Annotated in this window: 12 protein-coding genes and 2 pseudogenes; 7 read left to right on the top strand and 7 right to left on the bottom strand. The window is 73.6% G+C overall.

From position 1 onward, the window contains the following. Positions 1 to 190 precede the first annotated feature (190 nt). The gene (locus ACQUFX_RS03740; RefSeq protein ID WP_428964630.1) at positions 191 to 883 is read right to left on the bottom strand and encodes an NADPH-dependent F420 reductase; all 693 of its coding nucleotides are present in this window, start codon (positions 881 to 883) and stop codon (positions 191 to 193) included. A 271-nt stretch (positions 884 to 1,154) separates the two neighbouring features. On the opposite strand from ACQUFX_RS03740, the gene recQ reads away from it, so the two are divergent. Next, positions 1,155 to 3,008, top strand: a complete 1,854-nt coding sequence (gene recQ, locus ACQUFX_RS03735) for a DNA helicase RecQ (RefSeq protein ID WP_428966850.1) — start codon at positions 1,155 to 1,157, stop codon at positions 3,006 to 3,008. A 106-nt stretch (positions 3,009 to 3,114) separates the two neighbouring features. On the opposite strand, the gene ACQUFX_RS03730 is transcribed toward recQ, so the two are convergent. Continuing rightward, complete coding sequence (locus tag ACQUFX_RS03730; protein ID WP_428964629.1) at positions 3,115 to 4,308, bottom strand: MFS transporter; 1,194 nt, start codon at positions 4,306 to 4,308, stop codon at positions 3,115 to 3,117. A gap of 230 nt (positions 4,309 to 4,538) precedes the next feature. On the opposite strand from ACQUFX_RS03730, the pseudogene ACQUFX_RS03725 reads away from it, so the two are divergent. From ACQUFX_RS03725 to ACQUFX_RS03710, 4 genes and pseudogenes are all read left to right on the top strand, one after another. Next, a pseudogene (locus ACQUFX_RS03725) lies at positions 4,539 to 4,886 on the top strand (NAD(P)-binding protein); the annotation flags it as partial. Between the two features lie 195 nt (positions 4,887 to 5,081). Continuing rightward, complete coding sequence (locus tag ACQUFX_RS03720; protein ID WP_428966849.1) at positions 5,082 to 6,335, top strand: GMC oxidoreductase; 1,254 nt, start codon at positions 5,082 to 5,084, stop codon at positions 6,333 to 6,335. Further along, on the top strand, positions 6,332 to 7,651 hold the full coding sequence (locus tag ACQUFX_RS03715) for an aminotransferase class III-fold pyridoxal phosphate-dependent enzyme (RefSeq protein ID WP_428964628.1): 1,320 nt from the start codon (positions 6,332 to 6,334) through the stop codon (positions 7,649 to 7,651). The genes ACQUFX_RS03720 and ACQUFX_RS03715 overlap by 4 nt, the downstream gene beginning before the upstream one ends. A gap of 41 nt (positions 7,652 to 7,692) precedes the next feature. Beyond that, entirely contained in the window at positions 7,693 to 8,610 is a 918-nt protein-coding gene (locus tag ACQUFX_RS03710; RefSeq protein WP_428964627.1) for a sulfotransferase family protein, read from the top strand. Positions 8,611 to 8,789: 179 nt separating this feature from the next. Here the strand turns inward: ACQUFX_RS03710 and ACQUFX_RS03705 are convergent, their stop codons facing one another. The 3 genes from ACQUFX_RS03705 to ACQUFX_RS03695 form a co-directional block, all read right to left on the bottom strand. Then, complete coding sequence (locus tag ACQUFX_RS03705) at positions 8,790 to 9,851, bottom strand: hypothetical protein (protein WP_428964626.1); 1,062 nt, start codon at positions 9,849 to 9,851, stop codon at positions 8,790 to 8,792. A gap of 165 nt (positions 9,852 to 10,016) precedes the next feature. Next, complete coding sequence (gene uvrC, locus ACQUFX_RS03700; RefSeq protein ID WP_428964625.1) at positions 10,017 to 11,972, bottom strand: excinuclease ABC subunit UvrC; 1,956 nt, start codon at positions 11,970 to 11,972, stop codon at positions 10,017 to 10,019. Between the two features lie 63 nt (positions 11,973 to 12,035). Continuing rightward, positions 12,036 to 13,373, bottom strand: coding sequence for a jacalin-like lectin (locus ACQUFX_RS03695; protein WP_428964624.1), 1,338 nt, complete (start codon positions 13,371 to 13,373; stop codon positions 12,036 to 12,038). Positions 13,374 to 13,615: 242 nt separating this feature from the next. Here ACQUFX_RS03695 and ACQUFX_RS03690 point away from each other — a divergent pair, with 242 nt between their 5' ends. Both ACQUFX_RS03690 and ACQUFX_RS03685 read left to right on the top strand, forming a co-directional pair. After that, the gene (locus tag ACQUFX_RS03690) at positions 13,616 to 16,882 is read left to right on the top strand and encodes a penicillin acylase family protein (RefSeq protein ID WP_428964623.1); all 3,267 of its coding nucleotides are present in this window, start codon (positions 13,616 to 13,618) and stop codon (positions 16,880 to 16,882) included. Positions 16,883 to 17,020: 138 nt separating this feature from the next. Further along, positions 17,021 to 18,298, top strand: a complete 1,278-nt coding sequence (locus ACQUFX_RS03685) for an MFS transporter (RefSeq protein WP_428964622.1) — start codon at positions 17,021 to 17,023, stop codon at positions 18,296 to 18,298. Between the two features lie 84 nt (positions 18,299 to 18,382). On the opposite strand, the gene ACQUFX_RS03680 is transcribed toward ACQUFX_RS03685, so the two are convergent. Together ACQUFX_RS03680 and uvrA are read right to left on the bottom strand one after the other, a co-directional pair. Next, positions 18,383 to 18,853 (bottom strand): Rieske (2Fe-2S) protein, encoded by a 471-nt coding sequence (locus ACQUFX_RS03680; RefSeq protein WP_428964621.1) that lies wholly within the window; start codon positions 18,851 to 18,853, stop codon positions 18,383 to 18,385. 316 nt (positions 18,854 to 19,169) lie between these two features. After that, positions 19,170 to 22,064: pseudogene (uvrA, locus tag ACQUFX_RS03675) on the bottom strand (excinuclease ABC subunit UvrA); the annotation flags it as partial. Positions 22,065 to 22,330 lie beyond the last annotated feature (266 nt).

Here is a 22,330-nt window from a genome sequence, read left to right as displayed (position 1 = left end):
TCGCGGCCCGAACCGCCGACGACAAACTGCGACTCTAACCCGCCGGACGACGTCGATCCGTGCACGGCCACGGGGCGGCGCGGACCGGTCGGCGCAGCGCGACGGCCTGCGGGACGACGCGACCGGACGACCCTCCTGCGGGCCGCCCGGTCGTGTCGTCCCGTCCGGCCGGATGCCGGCGGTCGAGGCGTCAGGAGTCGGCGTACCGGCGGGCGGCGGCCAGGGCGGCGCGCAGCGTCGCCGCGTCGACCCGGGTCGGGCCGGACTCGAAGAAGTTCGCCGGGTCGGCGGCGTAGAGACCCGCGTACGCGGCGGTGTCCCGCTGGAACCGCCAGCCCTCCGCCAGCGGCCCGGCGTCCACGGTGTCGTACCCGATGCTGTCGAAGAAGGCGGTGACGGCGGCCTTCGCCGCCGGGTCGTCGCCGGCGATCGACAGGGCGCTACGGTCGGCCGCGCCGGCCGGCCGGGCCAGGGCGAGCAGGTGCGTGAAGAAGATGTTGTTGAAGCCCTTGACCACCCTGGACTCCGGCAGGTGCGCCTGGAGCAGCTCACTGGTGGTCGTGGACTCGTCGTCCAGCTCCGCGATCCGCCCGTCGCGCTCCGGGTAGTAGTTGTTCGTGTCGATCACGGTCGTGCCGGCCAGTTCCTTCACCGGCACCTGCCGGTAGGCGTGCAGCGGGACGGTGACCACGACCAGGTCGCCGGCCTGCGCGGCCTCGGCCGGGGTGCCCGCCCCCGCCAGCGGCCCCAGCTCCGCCACCAGGTCCTGGAGGGTCTCCGGCCCCCGCGAGTTGCTCAGCACCACCTGGTGACCGGCGGCGACCGCCAGCCGTGCCACCGTGCCGCCGATGTTGCCACTGCCGATGAGTCCCACAGTCGTCATGCCCCTGCCAACCCGACCCGACCCGGTCGAATTCCCCACCGCCCCACCCGCCGACGGCGCGAGGTGACCGGTGGCGTCGTTCCGGCGCGACACGCCGACATCGCGTCGTTTCCCGCGCAACGCTCCGTCGATCCCCGCTCCGCCGCGGAGACGGCGCTTGCAGGCCCGGAACGGGGGCACGGCACCGTGGGGGGTGTCGGCTCCGGCGACGGCGGGCGGGGCCGGTGTCGGGCGGCGCTCGTAGAATCCCCGGGTGGTTTCTCCCCGTGACGTGAGCGTCCCCGGCCCGAGCGACCCGACGGCGGCGTTGGAGACCCTGCGTCGGGTGTTCGGGTACGACGCGTTCCGGGGGTTCCAGGCCGAGGTCATCGAGCACGTGGTGGCCGGCGGCGACGCCCTGGTGCTGATGCCGACCGGGGGCGGCAAGTCGCTGTGCTACCAGATCCCGGCGCTGGTCCGCGACGGCGTCGCGGTGGTGATCTCCCCGCTGATCGCGCTCATGCAGGACCAGGTGGACGCGCTGCGGGCGGTCGGCGTACGGGCCGGGTTCCTCAACTCGACCCTCGACCCGGACACCCGCCGGCTGGTCGAGGCGGAGTTCGTCGCCGGGGAGATCGACCTGCTCTACCTCGCGCCGGAGGCGCTGGCCAGCCGGGGCACCCTGAGCCTGCTCGACCGGGGCCGGATCGCGCTGTTCGCCATCGACGAGGCGCACTGCGTGTCGCAGTGGGGCCACGACTTCCGCCCCGACTACCTGACCCTGTCGATGCTGCCCGAGCGCTGGCCGGACGTGCCCCGGATCGCGTTGACCGCCACCGCGACCAGCGCCACCCGCACCGAGATCGCCACCCGGCTCCAGCTCACCGGGGCGCGGCACTTCGTGGCCAGCTTCGACCGGCCCAACATCCAGTACCGGATCGTGCCGAAGCGGGAGCCGCGCAAGCAGTTGCTGAGCCTGCTGCGCGACGAGCACCCCGGCGACGCCGGGATCGTGTACTGCCTGTCCCGGGCCTCGGTGGACAAGACCGCCGAGTTCCTGGTCGCCAACGGCATCGCCGCGCTGCCGTACCACGCGGGGCTGGACGCGGCGACCAGGGCGCGCAACCAGCAGCGCTTCCTGCGCGAGGACGGCCTGGTGATGGTGGCGACGATCGCCTTCGGGATGGGCATCGACAAGCCGGACGTCCGCTTCGTCGCCCACCTCGACCTGCCCAAGTCGGTCGAGGGCTACTACCAGGAGACCGGCCGGGCCGGCCGGGACGGCCTGCCGTCGACCGCCTGGCTCGCCTACGGCCTGCAGGACGTCGTCCAGCAGCGCAAGATGATCGACTCCTCCGAGGGCGACCTCGCCCACCGGCGGAACCTGGCCGCGCACCTCGACGCGATGCTCGCCCTCTGCGAGACGGTCCGCTGCCGCCGGGCGCAACTGCTGGAGTACTTCGGCGAGCCGGCGACCGGTGGTTGCGGCAACTGCGACACCTGCCTGGAGCCGCCGGAGTCCTGGGACGGGACGGTCCCCGCGCAGAAGCTGCTCTCCACGGTGTACCGGCTCGACCGCGAGCGCAACCAGCGGTTCGGTGCCGGGCACTGCATCGACATCCTGCTCGGCAAGCAGAACGACAAGGTCTCCCAGTTCCGGCACGACCAGCTCACCGTCTTCGGCATCGGCACCGACCTGCGGGAGGCCGAGTGGCGCGGGGTGGTCCGGCAACTGCTCGCCGAGGGGCTGCTCACCGTCGAGGGCGACTACGGCACCCTGGCGCTCACCGACGCCAGCGCCGAGGTGCTGGGCCGCCGCCGTACCGTCATGCTGCGCCGGGAGCCGGAGCGGCCGGCGCGGTCCGCGAAGCCCCGGGGGGCGGCCACCGTGGTCGCGGAGTTGCCGGCCGGGGCCGCGCCGCTGTTCGAGCGGCTGCGGGCCTGGCGGGCGGCGACCGCGAAGGAGCAGGGGGTACCGGCGTACGTGATCTTCCACGACGCGACCCTGCGGCAGATCGCCGCGGACGCCCCGGCCTCGCTCGCCGAGCTGTCCCGGATCAGCGGGGTCGGCGAGAACAAGCTGGCCAAGTACGGCGAGCCGATCCTCGCCGTACTGGCCGACGCGGACGTCGACACCCCCGCCTGACCGCGCGCCCGGCCGGGCCGCCGCGTCGGCTGGCCAGGGCGCAGCGTCGCGCCGCGCCGGGGGCGGCGCTGACCGGCCGGGGTGCGACGGCGGTCGGCCGGTCGGGTCAGGTGCCGGCCCGCAGGGCGTCCGGGCGGGCCCAGAGCAGGGCCGCCACGGTGAGCACCACGGTCGCGGCGACGACGAACGCCGCGCCGGGGCCGGCCCACTCGATGGTGAAGCCGGCCAGCGTCCCGCCGAGGCCGAAGCCGGCGGTGTTCGCGGCACCGAGCCAGGTGAACGACTCGGCCGCGCGCCCGGCGGTGGCGATCGCGTCGCAGGCGAGGAAGGTGACGGCGAAGGCGGGCGCCATCCCGAGGCCGGCGACGAGCGCCAGCCCGGTCATGAGCGCCATGCCGTCGGCCACCGCCAGCACCGCCACCCCGGCGGCCACCACCAGCAGCAGCACCCGCAGTTGGTGCACCGCGCTCGACCGCCACTGCCCCGCGCCGTAGGCGCTGCCGCCGAGCAGGCTGCCCACCGCGAACGCCGCCAGCAACAGGCCGGCCAGGTGGGTGGCGTCGCGGTCACCGGCGAAGGCCGGCAGGGCGACCTGGACCACGCCCAGGATGACGCTGATGCTCGCCACGGCCAGCATCAGCGTCCACATCGCCGGGGCGCGCAGGGCGCTGCGGCGGGGGCCGACGAAGCCGGTGCCCCGCCAGGCGCGGGCGGCCGGCGCGGTCACGTACCACACGGTGCCGGCGAAGCCGACCACGGCCAGGACGGCCAACGCGCCGCCGGGTGGCAGCAGGGCCACCAGGACGCCGACGATCAGGGGGCCGGAGATCGCGGTCAACTCCTGGGCGTTGGCCTCCACGGCGTAGGCCGCCGGGCGGAGCCGCTCGCCGGCCAGGTCGGGCAGCAGCGCCCGCAGGGCCGCCGCCTGGGCCGGCAGCAGCAGACCGATCAGCACGGCCACCGCCACCACCACCGGGGGCGGCGCCCCGAGGCGGACGGCGGCCACGAAGGCGAGCATCGCCGCGCTGTTGGCGGCGGCCGTGGCGAGCAGCACCCGCTGGCCCAGCCGGTCGAGCAGCCGGCCGTGCAGGGGGCGGGACAGCGCGGCGGCGAGGCCGAAGGCCCCGGTGGCGGACCCGGCCACGGCGAACGAGCCCGTGCCGTGTTGCACCAGCAGCACCATCGCCAGCGGGGTGCCGCCGTCGCGCAGCCGGGCGACGAAGGCCGCCGCGATGGGCCGGGCGATGTCCGGCCGGGCGAACATCTGTCGGTAGTTCTCCAGGAATTCGATGCCCGTCATTCTGGCACGCATCGCGCGGCGCGTCGACCCGCACCGAATACGGCCGCTCCGGACAGACAACGTCGGCCACCGCGCTGATTCGCGACGGGAATTGCGTCAAACCTCTTTGTGACGTAGTTCACATAGCCATTCATCTATTTAAACAATGCGTTAACCATGCTTCCCTCGATTGAGTCGACACCACTCGACCCGGCACCCGGAAAACCTGTCTTCATTTTCCACCGGAACACGTGCCACCGGACCGGAGGGGCACGCACCACGGGCCGCCGGGTCACGCACACGACATCGAGCGAGGGCGCGCGGGGGCGCCATCCGCAGCCGGACCGGCCGTCCGGACGGCACCCGGCCCACCAGGCAGAACGGCCGGCGAGCAGCACCGGACAGGCCGGCTGCGCCGGCCGGCGGCGAGCACCGCCGGGCGTCACCCCGCGCGCCGTCGCACCGTTCGCGCACATCGGGGGAGGGCGACAGTGACCGACGAAACGGTGGACGTCTGCGTGATCGGAAGCGGTGCCAGTGGTGCGATCGCGGCACACTTCCTCTGCCGACAGGGCCACTCCGTCCTGATCCTCGAAGAAGGCGGCCGGGTGACTCCGGGCGACTCGTTACGGGGCCTGGAAAAGACCTGGCAACCCGCGCTCACGCCGAGCCCGGACGGCGGGCTCGCGGATTCCGGTCGCCCCTGGACCGCGCAGGCGCTCGGCGGCGGAATGACTCTCTTCGGCGGGATCATGTTCCGATATCGCAAAGTCGACTTTGACGCTGGAAAATATATGAGTACCGACGCGCTGGACCCCCGCTGGCCCCTGTCGTACCACGACCTGCGCCCGTACTACGAGGAGGTCGAACGCCTCGTCGGGGTGGCCCGGGCCGACCACGCCGACCCGCTGGACCCGGGCTCCGGGCCGGCCCCGATGCCCCCGCACCCGTACAGCCGTGCGGGCGCCCTGCTGGCACGGGCCGGGCGCGTCCGGGGGCTGCGCCCCTTCCCCACCCCCCTCGCCATCACCTCCGTCCCCTACCGGGGTCGGCCGAGGTGTCACCGCTGCGGCCCCTGCAACGAGCACGTCTGCCCCACCGGGGCCCGGGCGGACCTCGCCACCCTGCTGCTCGACCCGCTCGTCGCCGAGGGCTCCCTGTCGGTCCGGCTGGCCTCCCGGGCGCTGCGGATCAACCTCGCCCGCTGCGGCGTGGCCGGCTCGGTGGAGTGGCTCGACCTGCGTCACCGCACCCGCCACACCACCCGGGCCCGCGCCGTGGTCGTCGCCGCCAACGCCGTGCAGTCGGCCGCCCTGCTGCTGCGCTCCACCGGGCCCGGCGCGGCCCACGGGCTCGGCAACGGGCACGACATGGTGGGACGCGGCCTGTCGTTCAAGGTCAGCGGCTACCGGTGGGGGCGGGTGCCGGCCCCCGACACCGGCCGCCCCGAGAACGGGCCGTTCTCCAGCGTGGCCTTCTCCGACTACTACCTCGACCCGGAGATCCCCAGCGGGCTCGGCGGCATGCTCTACGAGGCCGACCCGGTCCGGGACCGCTACCGCGACGGCCGGCTGACGCTGCGCCTGCACTTCCTGGCCGGCGACCAGCCACGGGCCCGCAACCGGGTCCGGCTCGCCACCCGGCGCGACGCGTTCGGCGTGCCGCGCCTGGTCATGGACTACCGCACCCACCCGGTCGACGAGTCCCGCCGCGACCACCTGGCCGGCCACGCGGTCGACCTGCTGCGCGCCGCCGGGGTGCGCGAGGTGCACGCCGAGTCGTCGAACCACCACCTGGGCAGCCGCCACCTGCACGGCGGGTGCCGCGCCGGGCACGACCCCCGCAGTTCGGTGGTCGACCGCGACGGGCGGGTGCACGAGGCGGAGAACGTCTACGTGGTGGACGGGGGCTTCTTCCCCTTCGCCGGCGGGGTCAACCCCACCCTCACCATCCAGGCCAACGCGCTGCGCATCGCCCACCGGGTCGCGGCGCAGCTCGGCACCGACGCGCCACCCCCGATCCGACCCGACGAGGAGGCCCACCCGTGACCGGACGTACGGCTCAGGCGACGCATCCGCGCACCACCCACGACGACGCCCTCGCCCGGGCGAGGGCGGTCACCGCCTCCGACACCTGGGATCTCGACCGGCGTTTCCCGATCGTCCTGGACCGGGGTTCCGAAGCGTACGTCTGGGACGTGCAGGGTCGGCGGTACCTCGACCTGACCTCGTGCAGCGGGGCCGCCCCGCTCGGTGCCGGGCATCCCGGCGTCGTCGAGGCCGCGACCCGGGCCATGGTCCGCACCGGCGGGATCCTGCCCGGACCGTTGTCCCTGCTCCGCGTCGAACTCGCCGAACGGCTGGTCGACCTCTTCCCCTGCGCCCAGCGGGCCGTCTTCTTCCGTACCGGCTCCTGCGCGACCACCGCCGCCGTGCGGCTCGCCCGGGTGCACACCGGCGCCCGCCCGGTGTTGACCAGCGGGTACCACGGTTGGCACGACTGGCACCTGCAGTACCGGCCGCACCTCGCCCTGGCCGACCGCGACCCGGACACCACCGACTTCGGCTACGACCTCGACCGGCTCGCCGACCTGGCGTCCCGGCACGGGCGGATCGCGGCGGTCATCGTGACGCCCGAGGTCAACTTCTTTCCGAGGGAGCACCTGCGGCAGGTCGCCGAGATCGCCCGCCGGCACGGTGGCCTCGTCGTCGTCGACGAGGTGATGACCGGATTCCGGTACGCCCCGGGCGGCTACCACGCCGCCGCCGGTGTCGACGCCGACCTGATCGCGGTCAGCAAGGGCCTGGCCAACGGGTTCGCCCTCTCCGCCGTGCTGGGCCGCGCCGAGGTGATGAAGGCCGACGAGGCGACCTACCTCGGCAACACCTACCAGCGGGAGGTGACCCCGTTCGCCGCGGCCCTGGCGACCCTCGACGCCTACGCCGACGGCACGGTGCCGGAGCGGATCCGGACGGTCGGCACCCGGCTGATGGCGGGCCTGAACGAGGTCTTCGCCGCCCACGGCGTGCCGGCGGTCGCCCGGTCCTGGCCGACCATGTTCGACGTCGTCTTCGCCGACCCCGACCTCGGTACCCGGTTCTTCCAGGAGATGTGGCGGCGGGGTTTCCTGATGCAGTACGGCGGGCGGTTCATGCCCTCGGCGGCGACCAGCGACGAGGATGTCCGGGCCGTGACCGACGCCGCCCACGCCGCCCTGCGGGCCACGCTCGCCGACGCCGGCCCGGCCCCGGCCGGGGACCACCACGCCGATGACCGGCTGCGCGCCGCGGCGGTGGAGTTCGCCGGGCAGAACTTCGCGGCGACCCCGCAGGCGGTGCGGACCTGGTTCGGCCGGCCGGACTGACCGCACCACCACTCCCCTTCCCCCCGCGAGAAAGGAGCGCCGTGCCCACCCCACTCCCCTTCGCCTCGGACCCCATCCTGTTGGGCGGCGAGAACCGGTCCGGGACCACCCTGCTCAGCGTGGTCCTCGACGCCCACCCCGACCTGGTGGTCGGTCCCGAGCTGGACTTCCCCAACCCGCCCAACCTCGGCGAGCACATCCTGGCGGCGGCGGACCTGCTGACCCGGCGGGACCCCCGGGTGCTCGGGCCGGGCACCGACACCGCCGACCCGTACTGGTACGACGGGGCGCACTTCGTCAAGCAGTGCGAACGGTTCGGCGTCGGCATCGACGACCTCACGACGCTGGTCACGGCGGCGCGGGACGCGCTGGGCACCGAGCTGTCCTCCTTCGAGGACCGGTGCCGGCTCATCGACGACATCGGCGAGTTCCGGCGGCGGGCGGTCGGCGCACAGCGGTGGGGCATCAAGCTCCAGCGCAAGATCCAGCGGGTGGACGACTACGCCCGGCTGTGGCCCCGGGCCCACTTCGTGCACATCGTCCGCGACGGGCGGGACCTGGCGGCCAGCCACCTCAAGACGGTACCGACCTGGGGTTACCGCTCGGCGACGGAGGCGGCGCGCGGCTGGCTGGAGGTGGTCGCCCGGCCGCACACCGTCGCGCCGCAGGGCCGCTACCTGGAGATCCGGTACGAGGATCTCGTCGCGGCCCCGAAGGAGACCCTGGAACAGGTCATGCAGTTCCTCGGCCTGCGGTGGGACGACGCGCTGCTGCGGCACTCCGAGTTCGAGCACTCGCTGCTGCACCGGTCGTGGGGGCACCCGGCGGCCGAGGCCGTCGCCCGGCCGCTGTACACCGGCCGCGCGGGGCGGTACCGGACCGACCTGACCGCCGAACAGGTGGCCGACTTCGAGCGGCTCGCCGGGCCGGAACTGCGCCGGCTGGGCTACGTCAGCTGAGCCCACCTGCGACCACGCCGTCCACTCGACGGCCCGCCAGCCCCGACGGGCCCAGCCGGCCCGGCCGCCACCCCACGGCCCGAGCGGCCCGGCCGCCCATCCGTCGGTGCTGCCGCCCCCGCCGGGCGCCCCGGGGCCGGGTTCCCACCGGCCCCGGGGCGACGGGGCGGGCCACCGGGTCAGACCGCGCGGGCCACGCAGATCCGGGCGCCGAGCCGGGCGCCGGCCTCGTAGACCATGTACGACACGCCGCCGTCGGTCCCGAAGGTGGGCGCGGCGGTCCGGCCGTTGTCGGAGGCCACCGGGGTGTGGAAGACCCCGAGGTGGACCTCCCGGTCGAAGGCGTTGCCGACCTCGGTCAGCCGCATCCGGCCGTCGTTGCCGTGGTACACGACGTAGGTGGTGTTGTTGCGGCGCAGCAGGTGCGGACCGGAGATGTCGGTGAGCCCGTCCCCGGCCGGGGAGACCAGCGGCTGGGGGGCGAACCGCCACTGGTCCCAGCCGTTCGGCGACCAGCCCCAGAAGATCTTCCGGGTACCGGGGCGGACGGTGTGCGCGCCCATGAAGAGCATCACGTACCGGTTGCCCAGCCCCGGCACGGCGTGCTCGAACACCCGGGCGTACGACGTCTCGGTGGTGTTCGGGACCAGCCGGGTGCTCAGGATCGGGGTCGGCGAGGTGAAGGTGATCCCGTCGCGGGAGCGGGCCACCCGGGTGGTGGTGTTCTCCCCGTGGAAGTAGAGGAAGAACTCCCGGGTCGGGGCGTTCCACACGACGTGCGGCGAGGAGACGTGGCTGACCGTGACCCCGGGCAGGTGCCGGCTGATGATCGGGTTGCCGGGGTGCTCGGTGTAGGGCCCCTCCATCCGGTCGGCGTAGGCCAGGCAGATCCCGCCCGGCGCGTCGTGCGGGGCGTAGTACAGGTAGTACCGGCCCCGGGCGCCGGAGATCTCGTGCGGGGCGTAGTACAGGTAGTACCGGCCCCGGGCGCCGGAGATCTTGTCGTACACGCCCCGGACACAGGGGAAGATCGTCTCGCCGGTCGGGTTGTAGACCAGGGGCCGGTTGAACGCGTCGCGGACGTACCGGTAGGTGGGGAAGCCGGCCGGGGCGGCGAGGGCGGGGGCGTCGCCGGCCAGGACACCGAGGCCGCCGGTGGACGCGGCGGCACCGAGCAGCGCGGTACCGCGCAGCAGGCCGCGCCGGCTGAGCGGGGAGGCGGGGACGGGAAGCTGGGGCACGGGGTGTCTCCGTTCGTGGGGGACGCCCGCTGACCGCACGGTCGCGACGAATGGCCGGCAGGCGATTCGTCGGCGCCGGGGACGAGTCGGGGCAGTGGTGGACCGGGCCCGGTGATCGATGAGTTTGCGCTCGCCGATGCGACGGGTCAAGCACCGTAATACGGATTAACTACGGTTTTCGGCCTGGCCCGGGTCGGTCGGCTCCGGCCCGCCGAGGGCCCGGATGATCGCCTCGGCGGTCCGCCGTCCCACCCCCGGAACCTCGGTGATCTGCTCCACCGAGGCCGAGCCGAGCCGCTTGAGCGAGCCGAAGTGGCGCAGCAGGGCGGTGCGCCGGACCTCGCCCAGGCCGGGCACCTCGTCCAGCGCGGAGGCGGTCATCCTCTTGGAGCGGCGTTGCCGGTGGAAGGTGATGGCGAACCGGTGCGCCTCGTCGCGGACCCGTTGCAGCAGGTAGAGCGCCTCCGAGGTGCGGGGCAGGATGACCGGGAACTCGTCGTCGGGCAGCCAGACCTCCTCCAGCCGCTTCGCCAGCCCGCAGAGCGCGACGTCGTCGACGCCCAGCTCGGCGAGGGCCTGGGCGGCGGCGGCGACCTGCGGCGGGCCGCCGTCGACCACCACCAACTGCGGCGGGTACGCGAACCGGCGCGGCCGGCCGGTGGTCGGGTCGATGCCGGGGCGGTCCGGGTCGGCGGCGGTCTCCTCGCCCAGTTCGCCGGTCTCGGCGCGGGTTTCCAGGTACCGGGCGAAGCGGCGGCGCAGCACCTCGGACATCGCCGACAGGTCGTCGGTGGCGCCCCGGACGATGAACCGGCGGTACTCGCCCTTACGGGGCAGCCCGTCCTCGAAGACGACCATGCTGGCCACCACGTCGGTGCCCTGGATCTGGGAGACGTCGTAGCACTCGATGCGCAGCGGGGAGGTGCGCATGCCCAGCGCCTCGCCGATCTCGTCGAGGGCCTGGCTGCGGGTGGTCAGGTCGCCGGCCCGGCGCAGCTTGTGCCGGGCCAGCGCGTCCCTCGCGTTGCGGCCCACCGTCTCCAGCAGGTCCCTCTTGTCGCCGCGCTGCGGCACCCGCAGGGTGACCCGGCTGCCCCGGCGGGCCGACAGCCAGTCGGCGAGGGCGTCGGCGTCCGCCGGCAGGGCGGGGACCAGCAGCTCGCGGGGGACGTCGGCCTCGCCCCGCTCGCCGCCGTAGACCTGGGTGCAGAAGTGGTGCACCAGGTCGCCGGGGGTCAGCTCCTCGGTCTTCTCCACCACCCAGCCGCGCTGGCCCCGGACCCGCCCGTCGCGGACGTGGAAGACCTGCACGGCCGCTTCGAGGGGGTCGTCGGCGAAGGCCACCACGTCGGCGTCGGTGCCGTCGCCGAGCACCACGGTCTGCTTCTCCATCGCCCGGCGCAGCGCGGCGACGTCGTCGCGCAGCCGGGCCGCCCGCTCGAACTCCAGCGCCTCGCTGGCCTCGGTCATCTCCCGTTCCAGCCGGCGGACCATGCTGTCGGTGCGCCCGGCCATGAAGTCGCAGAACCCGTCGACGACCCGCCGGTGCTCCTCGGCGCTGACACTGCCCACGCAGGGCGCCGAACACTTGCCGATGTACCCGAGCAGGCAGGGGCGGCCGACCTGGCCGGCCCGCTTGAACACCCCGGCCGAGCAGGTCCGCGCCGGGAAGACCCGCAGCAGCAGGTCGAGCGTCTCCCGGATGGCCCAGGCGTGCGAGTACGGCCCGAAGTAGCGCACGCCCTTGCGCTTCGCGCCCCGCATCACCTGCAGACGCGGGTACTCCTCGTCGAGGGTGACGGCGAGGTACGGGTACGACTTGTCGTCGCGGTAGCGGACGTTGAACCTCGGGTCGTACTGCTTGATCCAGGTGAACTCCTGCTGGAGCGCCTCGACCTCGGTGGCGACGGTGATCCAGTCGACCGACTCGGCGGTGGTGACCATCTGCCGGGTGCGCTCGTGCAGCCCGAGCAGGTCGCCGAAGTACGAGTTGAGGCGGCTGCGCAGGTTCTTCGCCTTGCCGACGTAGATCACCCGGCCGGTGCCGTCGCGGAACCGGTAGACCCCCGGGGACTCGGGGATGGTGCCGGGGGCGGGACGGTAGGTCGACGGATCAGCCACACTCCGAGACTAGTCGCCGCCCCCGACAGTCCCCGACGGCGAGCCGCCCGCCGGGCGCGGGTGTCAGCCCAGTGTCCAGAGCACGCCGAGCTGGTCGATCTCGTCCCCGCTGCGGCCGAAGAAGCCGGCGAGCCGGCCGCCGGGCGGGGCGGTGAAGGTCACCGCCGCCGGGGTCGGGGTGCCGGCGGCCAGGGTACGGCCGTGGTTGGTGGTGAGGCGGGCGGAGAAGATCCGGGTCCGTCCGGCACGCTGCCCCTGGGTCAGGGTGACCTCGGTGACGTGCTCGTCGGCGGCGAGGGTGAGGGCGGTGGCCGTGCCGCCGGTGCCGCCGTGGGTCAGCGTGCGGCCGTCGGCGAGGGTGAGGCCGACCTGGTCGAGTCGGGAGCCGCCGCGCAGCGTCAGCCCGGTGACCCGGGGACCGACGGCGGGCAGGTCGGTGAAGGGGGTGCCGTGCGGGCCGCCCCAGGTGTCGCTGGCCCGCAGCCCCGCGTCGAGGGTCCAGCCGAACCAGGCGGCGTGCGGGTAGTGGTCGGACAGCGGCTCGCCGGCCGGGTCGAGGAACCGGGCGTGCTCGGTGTGGTACCGGGTCAGGTCGAGCCGGACCAGCCGGTTGCTCCGGTAGAGGATCTTGTCGACCACCTCGCAGGCGTCGGTGACGTTCGCCGGGTCGCAGGTCAGCGCCGGGCTTCCGGCGGCCGGCGGCACCCCGCCCCGCTCCTGCTGCACCCAGGCGTCGGTCAGCCCGTTGGCGGCGACCAGGTCACGGATGGTGTCGCCGGTGCGGGTGTAGCGGACGTTGAGGTCACCCATCACCACCACCGCGTTGCCCGCCGAGTGGGTCCCGACGTACGCGGAGAGCTGGCTGAGGTTGGCCCGCCGGGCGGCCAGGTCGGCCTCGCTGCTGCCGGCGTTGGCGTGCACGTTGTACAAGTCGACGAAGACCCCCTCGGCCAGCCGGATCCGGGAGGCGGTGAAGCCCTTCGGGGTGAGGCAGTCGGTGCCGTTGCACCGGTCCCAGGTCACCCGGGCGAAGTCGGCGTACGGGTGGTTCGACATGGTGTTCAGGCCGCTACCGAAGGGCACCCCGCCGCTGGTCGGGGTGCGGTACGGGTGCCGGTCGGTGGCGTACAGGTCGGCGTGGTAGTTGAAGTCCTCCTGGACGTGCACGATGTCGTACCCGTTGACCCGCTCGCCGATCGGTCGGGTGTTGACGGCCGGCTTGCTGCCGGAGAGCGGTTCGGGCAGGCCGGCCACGTTGTAGGTGAGCACCGAGAAGGTGCCCGAGGTGGCGGTCGGCCCGGCGGCGGCCGGCGGCGTGGGGGCCGGCGCGGCGGTGGCGGGGGTCGGCAGCGCCACGGCGGCCAGCAGCGCCGCGGACGCGAGCAGGCGTACGGGGATCATCCGGGTGTCCCTTCTCGACAGCGCGACCACGCGCGGCCGGCGACCGGCGCGGGGATCGAAGGTTATCGAGCGAACGGGATCCACTCAATACTCGCGGGTAACCAAACGGCGACACCCCGATTGACTTCTTCCGATATCGACCGCCGTTCGCTTACCATCCGGTAACTGAATGTTCTTCATGTAATGCTCCGCTGCCCCGCCCCGCACACCCCCGCCTGATCCCCACCCCCCGGAGGATCGCCATGACCGGCCCCACCGTCAGCGGTCGTCGCCGCCGACCCACCGCACCGCGCCGCCTGCTGGCCGCCGCCACCGCCGCCGGTGTCGCCGCCCTGCTCGTCGCCGTCCCCACCCCGGCCCCCGCCGCCGCGCCCACCACCGCCGCGCCGGCCGCCGCCAGCGCCTTCGCCGCCACCGACTACTGCCTCGGCGAGTGCGCGGAGATCCTGCCGCCCGGCCAGAACGGCAACGCCACCCTGGTCGAGATCCTCGGCAACCAGGCCCTCGGCACCCTGCCCCGGCACTCCGCCGACCAGCTCGGCAAGTACGCCGACCTCGTCTACGGCTACGCCGGGCTGCGCACCGACCAGATCGGCAGCTTCTTCAACGACGCCTCCTTCGGCGTCGACCCCACCCAGGTCGAACGCGAGTACTCGCCCCGCTCCGACGTGCGCATCGTGCGCGACAAGGTCGCCGGCGTCCCGCACATCACCGGCACCACCCGGGGCGGGACCATGTACGGCGCCGGGTACGCCGGAGCCGAGGACCGGCTGTTCACCATGGACCTGCTGCGCCACGTCGGGCGCGGCACCCTCACCCCGTTCGCCGGCGGCGCCCCCGGCAACCGGGCCCTGGAACAGAGCGTCTGGCGCACCTCGCCGTACACCGAGGCGGACCTGGCGGCCCAGGTCACCGCGCTGCGCGCGAAGGGCCCCCGGGGCGAGCAGCTCCACGCCGACGTGCAGGAGTACATCGCCGGCATCAACGCCTACATCCGCACCTGCATGGCCAACCGCAACTGCCCCGGCGAGTACGTGCTCACCGGCCACCTCGACGCCATCACCAACGCGGGCGGCCCGAAGCCGTTCGTGATGACCGACCTGATCGCCATCGCCGGGGTGGTCGGCGGCCTGTTCGGCGGCGGGGGCGGCACCGAGATGCAGTCCGCGCTGGTCCGCCTCGCCGCGCGGGCGAAGTTCGGCCCGGTCGAGGGTGACCGGGTGTGGGACGGCTTCCGGGGCCGCAACGACCCGGAGACCGTGCTGACCCTGCACGACGGGCAGAGCTTCCCCTACGGCGACGCCGACCCGAACGCGCCCAGCGTGGTGCTCCCCGACGCCGGCTCCGCCCGGGTCGAGCCGATCTACACCGACCCCACCGGCTCGGCCACCACCACCGCCGCGCCCACCCGGGGCGCCGACCTGGCCGCCGCCCTGTCCGGCCTGACCATCGACCCGGCGCACCGGGGCATGTCCAACGCGGCGGTGGTCTCCGCCGCGCACTCCGCCACCGGCCACCCGGTCGCCGTCTTCGGCCCGCAGACCGGCTACTTCTCCCCGCAACTGCTGATGGTGCAGGAACTGCAGGGCCCGGGGATCAGCGCCCGGGGCGCCGCCTTCGCCGGCCTCAACCTGTACGTGCTGCTCGGCCGGGGCCAGGACTACGCCTGGAGCGCCACCTCCTCCGTGCACGACATCACCGACACCTACGCGGTGCCGCTGTGCACCCCCGACGGCAGCGCCCCCACCCTGGCCAGCAACCACTACCGGTACCGGGGCCAGTGCCTGCCGATGGAGGAGCTGTCGCACGTCAACCGGTGGAGCCCGACGGTCGCCGACGGCACCCCGGCCGGGTCGTACAAGCTGGTCGTCCGGCGCACCAAGCTCGGCCTGGTCGGCTGGCGGGCGACGGTGGCCGGCGCACCGCACGCCTTCACCCAGCTCCGCTCCACCTACCGGCACGAGGCCGACTCCGCGATCGGCTTCCAGATGTTCAACGACCCCACCCAGATGGCCACCGCCGACGCCTTCCTCACCTCGGCGAACAACGTCGAGTACGCCTTCAACTGGTTCTACGTCAACTCCCGCGACGCGGCGTACCTCAACTCCGGGCTCAACCCGCTGCGCGCGGCCGGCTCCAACCCGAACCTGCCGATGAAGGCCGAGCCGGCGTACGAGTGGCAGGGCTTCGACCCGGCCACCAACACCGCCCGGTACGCCCCGGCGTCGGCCCACCCCCAGTCGACCAACCAGGACTACTACATCAGCTGGAACAACAAGCAGGCCAAGGACTTCGGCGCCGCCGACGGCAACTTCAGCTTCGGCGCGGTGCACCGGGGCGACCTGCTCGACAGACCGCTCAAGGCGGGCATCGCCGCCGGCCGCACGTACGACCGGGCCACCCTCACCGAGCTGGTGCAGAAGGCCGGCCTGACCGACCTGCGCGGCGCCGAGGTGCTCGACGAGCTGATCCGGGTGCTGGTGCGCCAACCGGTCACCGACCCGGCACTGGCCACCGAGGTCAGCCGGCTCAAGGCGTGGCGGGCCGACGGGGCGCTGCGGGTGGAGACCGCCAAGGGCTCGAAGGTGTACCGGCACGCCGAGGCGATCCGTACCTTCGACGCCTGGTGGCCGCTGCTGGTCCGGGGCATCTTCCGGGCCCCGCTCGGCGCGGACCTCTACCAGGCGCTGGTCAACACCCTCCAGGTCAACGAGTCCCCCTCCGGCCACCAGCAGGGTGACGTCTCCACCCTGCCGACCTCGGCCAGCACCGCCCAGACGCACAAGGGCTCGGCGTTCCAGTACGGCTGGTGGGGGTACGTCGACAAGGACCTGCGGGCGGTCCTCGGCGACCCGGTCGCCGGCGGCCCCGGCCGGGCCTTCTGCGGCGACGGCGCCCTCACCGGCTGCCGGCAGATCCTGCTCGACACCCTCCGCACGGCCGCCACCACCCCGGCCACCACGACGTACCCCGGCGACGCGACCTGCGCGGCCGGCGACCAGTGGTGCGCCGACGCGATCGTCCAGTCCCCGCTGGGCGGGATCAAGCACGCCACCATCGCCTGGCAGAACCGTCCCACCTACCAGCAGGTCGTCTCCTTCCCGGCGAAGCAGGGCGACGACCTGACCAACCTCGCCGCCGGCCGCCCGGTGACCGCCTCCAGCAGCCAGTTCGGCAACCCCGCCGCGCGGGCCGTCGACCGGAACCTGGCCACCCGGTGGGCCAGCGACTGGGCCGACGACCAGTGGCTCACCGTCGACCTGGGCGCGGCCCGACCGGTCGGGCGGGTGGTGCTGGCCTGGGAGGCGGCCCACGGCCGGTCGTACCGGATCGAGCTCTCCGGCGACGGCACCACCTGGCGGACCGCCTGGTCGACCACGGTCGGCGACGGCGGCACCGACCTGGCCGTCTTCCCCACCGAGACGGCCCGGTACGTGCGGATGCGGGCGCTGACCCGGGGCACGTCGCACGGTGTCTCGCTCTGGGAGATGTCGGTCCACTCCCACTGACCTGGCGTCCCCGGTGGGCCGGCGCGGGGCGACCCGCGTCGGCCCACCGCCCGGTCGGGAGCCGATCGGATATTCGGCTGCTCCGATGCGGCCGGCTCGGTAGATTCCCTCGCGGCCGGTGACGGCGGGAGGGTGACGATGTCCGGACGCGGACTCAGCCGGGGCGGTGCCGTCCTGGTCGCGGCGCTGACCGTCGACTCGATCGGCAACGGCCTGTTCCTGCCGCTGTCGCTGGTCTACTTCCGCGAGCTGACCGAGGTGCCGCTGGCCCTGCTCGGGGTGCTGCTCAGCGTGGCGAACGTGGTCACCCTGCCGGTGCCGCTGTGGGCGGGCACCCTCGCCGACCGGTTCGGCGCGCTGCCGGTGGTGGTCGGCTCGCAACTGCTCCAGGCCGTCGGCTTCCTCGCCTACGCCTGGGTGCAGGGCCCGGTCGGGGTGCTCGCCTCGGCGACCCTGGTCGCCGTCGGCGTCCGGTTCTTCTGGTCGGCGGTCTTCACCGCCGTGGCCGACTACGCCGACGGCAGCGCCGGGTCCTGGACCCGGGACACCTGGTACGCGGTGAGCAACGGCGCCCGCACCGCCGGCCTGGCGGTGGGCGGCCTGGTCACCGGGTTCGTGGTCGCCGACGGCCGGGAGGCCACCTACCGGGGCGTGGCGTACGCGGCGGCGGCCTGTTTCGCCCTGGCGGCGGCGCTGCTCGCCGGTTTCGTCCGGACCCCGGCCACCCGGCCCGCACCCGGGGCCGACCGCCGCGCCGACGGGTACGCCGGGCTGCTGCGGGACCGCCCGTTCCTCGCGCTGATCGCCCTGAACACCGCGTACGCGATGAGCAACATGATGCTCGGGCTGGCCCTGCCGACCGTGGTGCTCGACGACGTCCGGGGACCGGCCTGGCTCACCTCGGCGATCCTGGCCGGGAACGCGCTGACCGTCGCGGTGCTCTCCGCGCCGGTGGGCATCCGGGCGCAACGGCACCGGCGCACCCGCACGATCGTGCTGGCCGCCGTCCTGTACACCGCCTGGGGGCTGGTCTTCGCCACCGCCGGTCCGGGCCGGCCGGTGCTGGCCGCCGCGCTCCTGGTCGCCGGTGCCCTGCTCTTCTCTGCCGCCGAACTGCTCCACGCCCCCGCGTCGGCGGGCCTGGCCGCCGCAGCGGCCCCACCGGCGGCCCGGGGCCGCTACCTCGCGGCGTTCCAGTACTCCTTCACCATCGCCTCGATGATCGCGCCGGCCTTCTTCGCCACCCTGTACGAGGTCGGCACCGCCGTACCCTGGCTGGCCCTGGCCGGGGTGAACGCGGCCAGCATCCTCGGCATCCTGGCGCTGGAGCGGGCCCTGCCGGCCACCGCGCTGCGCGCCGGGGCCGACCTGGTAGCACCCCCGCCGACCACCACCGTCACCAGCGACGCGCGCTGACCCGCCGGAGAAGAGGCAGGGGTGGCCGGGCGCGGCCCGCCCCCGGCGGGCCGCGCACGCCGCCCGTCGCGGACCGGAGGCCGGTCAGGCCAGGGAGATGTTCTCCCCGGAGATCCGCAGTTGCTTCTCGGCCAGCGGCCGGGTCGCCGGACCGGACTGGACCGAGCCGTCGGTGATCGAGAAGCTGCTGTTGTGGCAGGTGCAGTTGATCGTGCCGCCGTCGACGTTCGACACCGGGCACCCCTGGTGGGTGCAGATCGGGTCGAAGCCCTTGAACTCCCCCGCCGTGGGCTGGGTGATCACCACGCCCTGCTGGGCGAGGATCTTCCCGCCGCCGACCGGGATGTCGCCGGTCGTCGCCAGCGCCGGAGCGCCGTTCTCACCGCCGCTGGTCGGGCCGCCGTCGCCGGACCCGCCCGACTCGGGGGCGTTGGCCACCGGCCGCTCCCGGCCACAGGCGGTCAGCACCACCGCCGCCCCGACCGCACCGGCTCCCGCGAGGAGCGTCCGGCGGGTCTGGGTACCCGGCCCGGCGGTCACCTGGTCGTCGCTCATGTGTTGCCCCTCTCTGGTCGCCGACATCCGTGGGCGGCCCCTGTCCCCGTACACGCACCACCATCCCCGCCAGTTCACCCCGAAACCCTGTGAACCCCCTGAGTCCCCCACCCCCACCCCACCCCCAACCCCCACCCCCTCCCTCTCCCCCCGCCCCTCCGCGCGTCGATCATGGAGTTGGCGGCGGTTCCGGGCGTTCCCGGTGCCGCCAACTCCATGATCGACGCTTGGAGATGGGGGGAGGGGGAGGGAGGGGGCAGGGCGGGGTGGGGGGAGAGGGGGGTGGGGTGGGTTAGCGGCGGGGGCGGGGGGTGCGGTTGGCCTTGGCGGCGCGGGTGGTGGCGGAGGGTGCGCCGGTGGGCTCGCCGTCGAGCTTGAGCACCTGCCGCAGGAAACGGCCGGTGTGGCTCTCGGCGACCTCGGCGACCTCCTCCGGGGTGCCGGCGGCCAGCACCGTGCCGCCCCGGTGGCCGCCCTCCGGACCCATGTCGACGACCCAGTCCGCGCTCTTGATCACGTCCAGGTTGTGCTCGATCGTGATCACCGTGTTGCCCTTGTCGACCAGCCCCTCCAGGACCATCAGCAGCTTGCGGATGTCCTCGAAGTGCAGGCCGGTGGTCGGCTCGTCGAGCACGTAGACCGTCCGGCCGGTGGAGCGCTTCTGCAACTCGGAGGCGAGCTTGACCCGCTGCGCCTCACCGCCGGAGAGGGTCGGCGCGGGCTGGCCCAGCCGGACGTACCCCAGGCCCACGTCGACCAGCGTCTTCAGGTGCCGGTGGATCGCCGGGATGGCGGAGAAGAACTCGGCCGCCTCCTCGATCGGCATGTCCAGCACGTCGGCCACGGTCCGGCCCTTGTAGTGCACCTCCAGGGTCTCCCGGTTGTACCGGGCCCCCTTGCACACCTCGCAGGGGACGTACACGTCGGGCAGGAAGTTCATCTCGATCTTCAGGGTGCCGTCGCCGGAGCACGCCTCGCAGCGTCCCCCCTTGACGTTGAACGAGAACCGGCCCGGCCCGTACCCCCGGACCTTGGCCTCGGTGGTCTCGGCGAAGAGCTTGCGGACGTGGTCCCAGACCCCGGTGTACGTGGCCGGGTTGGAGCGCGGGGTCCGCCCGATCGGGGACTGGTCCACGCCGACGACCTTGTCCACGTGCTCCAGGCCGGTGATCCGGGTGTGCCGCCCCGGCACCAGCCGGGCGCCGTTGATCTGGTTGGCGAGCACCGCGTACAGGATGTCGTTGACCAGGGTCGACTTGCCCGAGCCGCTGACCCCGGTGACCGCGACGAGTTGGCCGAGCGGGAACGGCACGGTGAGGTTGCGCAGGTTGTGCTCCCGCGCCCCGTGCACCACCAGGTCCCGCCCCGGGGTCTGCGGCCGGCGGCCCGCCGGGATCGGGATCTCCTTGCGCCCGGACAGGTACGCCCCGGTCAGCGACTCGGGGTTGTCCAGCAGCGCGGGCACCGAGCCGGAGTGCACGATCCGGCCGCCGTGCTCCCCCGCGCCCGGCCCGATGTCGACGATCCAGTCGGCGGTGCGGATGGTGTCCTCGTCGTGCTCCACCACGATGAGGGTGTTGCCCAGCCCGCGCAGCCGCACCAGGGTCTCGATCAGCCGGTGGTTGTCCCGCTGGTGCAGCCCGATGGACGGCTCGTCGAGCACGTAGAGCACGCCGACCAGGCCGGAGCCGATCTGGGTGGCCAGCCGGATGCGCTGCGCCTCACCGCCGGAGAGGGTGCCCGCCGGCCGGTCCAGGGAGAGGTAGTCCAGTCCCACGTCGAGCAGGAAGCGCAGCCGGGCGTTGATCTCCTTGAGCACCCGCTCGGCGATCAGCTTCTGCCGGTCGGTCAGCTCGATGCCGGCGAGCAGCTCGGCGCACTCCCCCACCGACAGGTTGCAGACCTCGGCGATGCTCCGGCCGGCCAGGGTGACCGCGAGCACCTCCGGCTTGAGCCGGGCCCCGCCGCAGGCCGCGCAGGGCACGTCGCGCATGTACCCCTCGTACTTCTCCCGGGACCACTCCGACTCGGTGTCGGTGTGCCGGCGCTCGATCCACTGCACCACGCCCTCGAACCCGGTGTGGTACGAGCGCTCCCGGCCGTACTTGTTGCGGTACCGCACGTGCACCTGGTCGCCGGAGCCGTGCAGGATCGTCTTCTGCACCCGCGACGGCAGCGCCCGCCACGGCGTGTCCAGGTCGAAGTGCTCGCTCTCGCCGAGCGCCTCCAGCAGACGCAGGAAGTACTCCAGGGTCTGCCCGCCGGACCAGGGCTGGATCGCCCCCTCGCGCAGGGTGCGCTCCGGGTCCGGGATGATCAGCTCCGGGTCGACCTCCTTCTTGGTGCCCAGACCGGTGCACTCCGGGCAGGCCCCGTACGGGGCGTTGAAGGAGAAGACCCGGGGCTCCAGGTCCTCGATCGCCAGCGGGTGGTCGTTGGGGCAGGCCAGGTGCTCGGAGTAGCGCCGCTCCCGCTCCGGGTCGCCCTCGGCCAGGTCGACGAAGTCGAGCAGGACCAGCCCGCCGGAGAGGCCGAGCGCCGCCTCCACCGAGTCGGTGAGCCGCTGCTTGGCGCTGGGCTTGACGGTGAGCCGGTCGATCACCACCTCGATGGTGTGCTTCTCCTGCTTCTTGAGCTTCGGCGGCTCGGTCAGCGGGTGCACCACCCCGTCGACCCGGGCCCGCGCGTACCCCTTGGCCTGGAGTTCGGCGAACAGGTCGACGTACTCGCCCTTGCGGCCCCGGATCACCGGGGCGAGGACCATGAACCGGGTGCCCTCGGTCATCGCCAGCACCCGGTCGACGATCTGCTGCGGGCTCTGCCGGGAGATCCGCTCACCGCAGATCGGGCAGTGCGGCACGCCGACCCGGGCGAAGAGCAGCCGCAGGTAGTCGTAGACCTCGGTGATGGTGCCGACAGTCGAGCGCGGGTTGCGCGAGGTCGACTTCTGGTCGATCGACACCGCCGGGCTGAGCCCCTCGATGAAGTCGACGTCTGGTTTGTCCATCTGACCGAGGAACTGCCGGGCGTACGACGACAGCGACTCGACGTAGCGCCGCTGCCCCTCAGCGAAGATCGTGTCGAAGGCCAGGCTCGACTTGCCCGAGCCGGAGAGCCCGGTGAACACGATGAGGGCGTCCCGGGGCAGGTCGAGGCTGACGTCACGCAGGTTGTGCTCGCGTGCGCCACGGATGATCAAACGGTCGGCCACGGTCCGTGTACTCCCGGGTGAAGAAGGCGAGGGATCTGTCCCGCTCCGAACACCCCCGGGTCGAATCCACCTCACCCGGACGGGACGGCCCGGGGCGGGCGCTCGACGGAACCTGAGGCACGTTCTGAGCGGTTTTGTGTGGGCGCAGGAAGACGCCTCGGCAACTCTAGCCCCGGGGTACGACACTTTCCCGCACCCACACATTCCCCCAGCTCAACCGGGTTGTCCCCGCCGCCCCGGCCACCCGTCCGGACCGGGCCAGCGGC

The organism is Micromonospora fluostatini (assembly GCF_050410825.1).
In the GTDB taxonomy this organism is placed as follows: domain Bacteria; phylum Actinomycetota; class Actinomycetes; order Mycobacteriales; family Micromonosporaceae; genus Micromonospora; species Micromonospora rosaria.
The sequence above is the reverse complement of the archived record's forward strand: the minus strand, read 5'-3'. Positions and strand labels throughout refer to the sequence as shown.

Bases quoted from the DNA above. Each gene is read 5' to 3' on its own strand.
- ACQUFX_RS03685 (WP_428964622.1), top strand. From the start codon at position 17,021: ATGTCCGGACGCGGACTCAGCCGGGGCGGTGCCGTCCTGGTCGCGGCG.
- ACQUFX_RS03690 (WP_428964623.1), top strand. From the start codon at position 13,616: ATGACCGGCCCCACCGTCAGCGGTCGTCGCCGCCGACCCACCGCACCG.
- ACQUFX_RS03740 (WP_428964630.1), bottom strand. From the start codon at position 883: ATGACGACTGTGGGACTCATCGGCAGTGGCAACATCGGCGGCACGGTG.
- ACQUFX_RS03680 (WP_428964621.1), bottom strand. From the start codon at position 18,853: ATGAGCGACGACCAGGTGACCGCCGGGCCGGGTACCCAGACCCGCCGG.
- ACQUFX_RS03730 (WP_428964629.1), bottom strand. From the start codon at position 4,308: ATGACGGGCATCGAATTCCTGGAGAACTACCGACAGATGTTCGCCCGG.
- ACQUFX_RS03695 (WP_428964624.1), bottom strand. From the start codon at position 13,373: ATGATCCCCGTACGCCTGCTCGCGTCCGCGGCGCTGCTGGCCGCCGTG.
- ACQUFX_RS03720 (WP_428966849.1), top strand. From the start codon at position 5,082: ATGAGTACCGACGCGCTGGACCCCCGCTGGCCCCTGTCGTACCACGAC.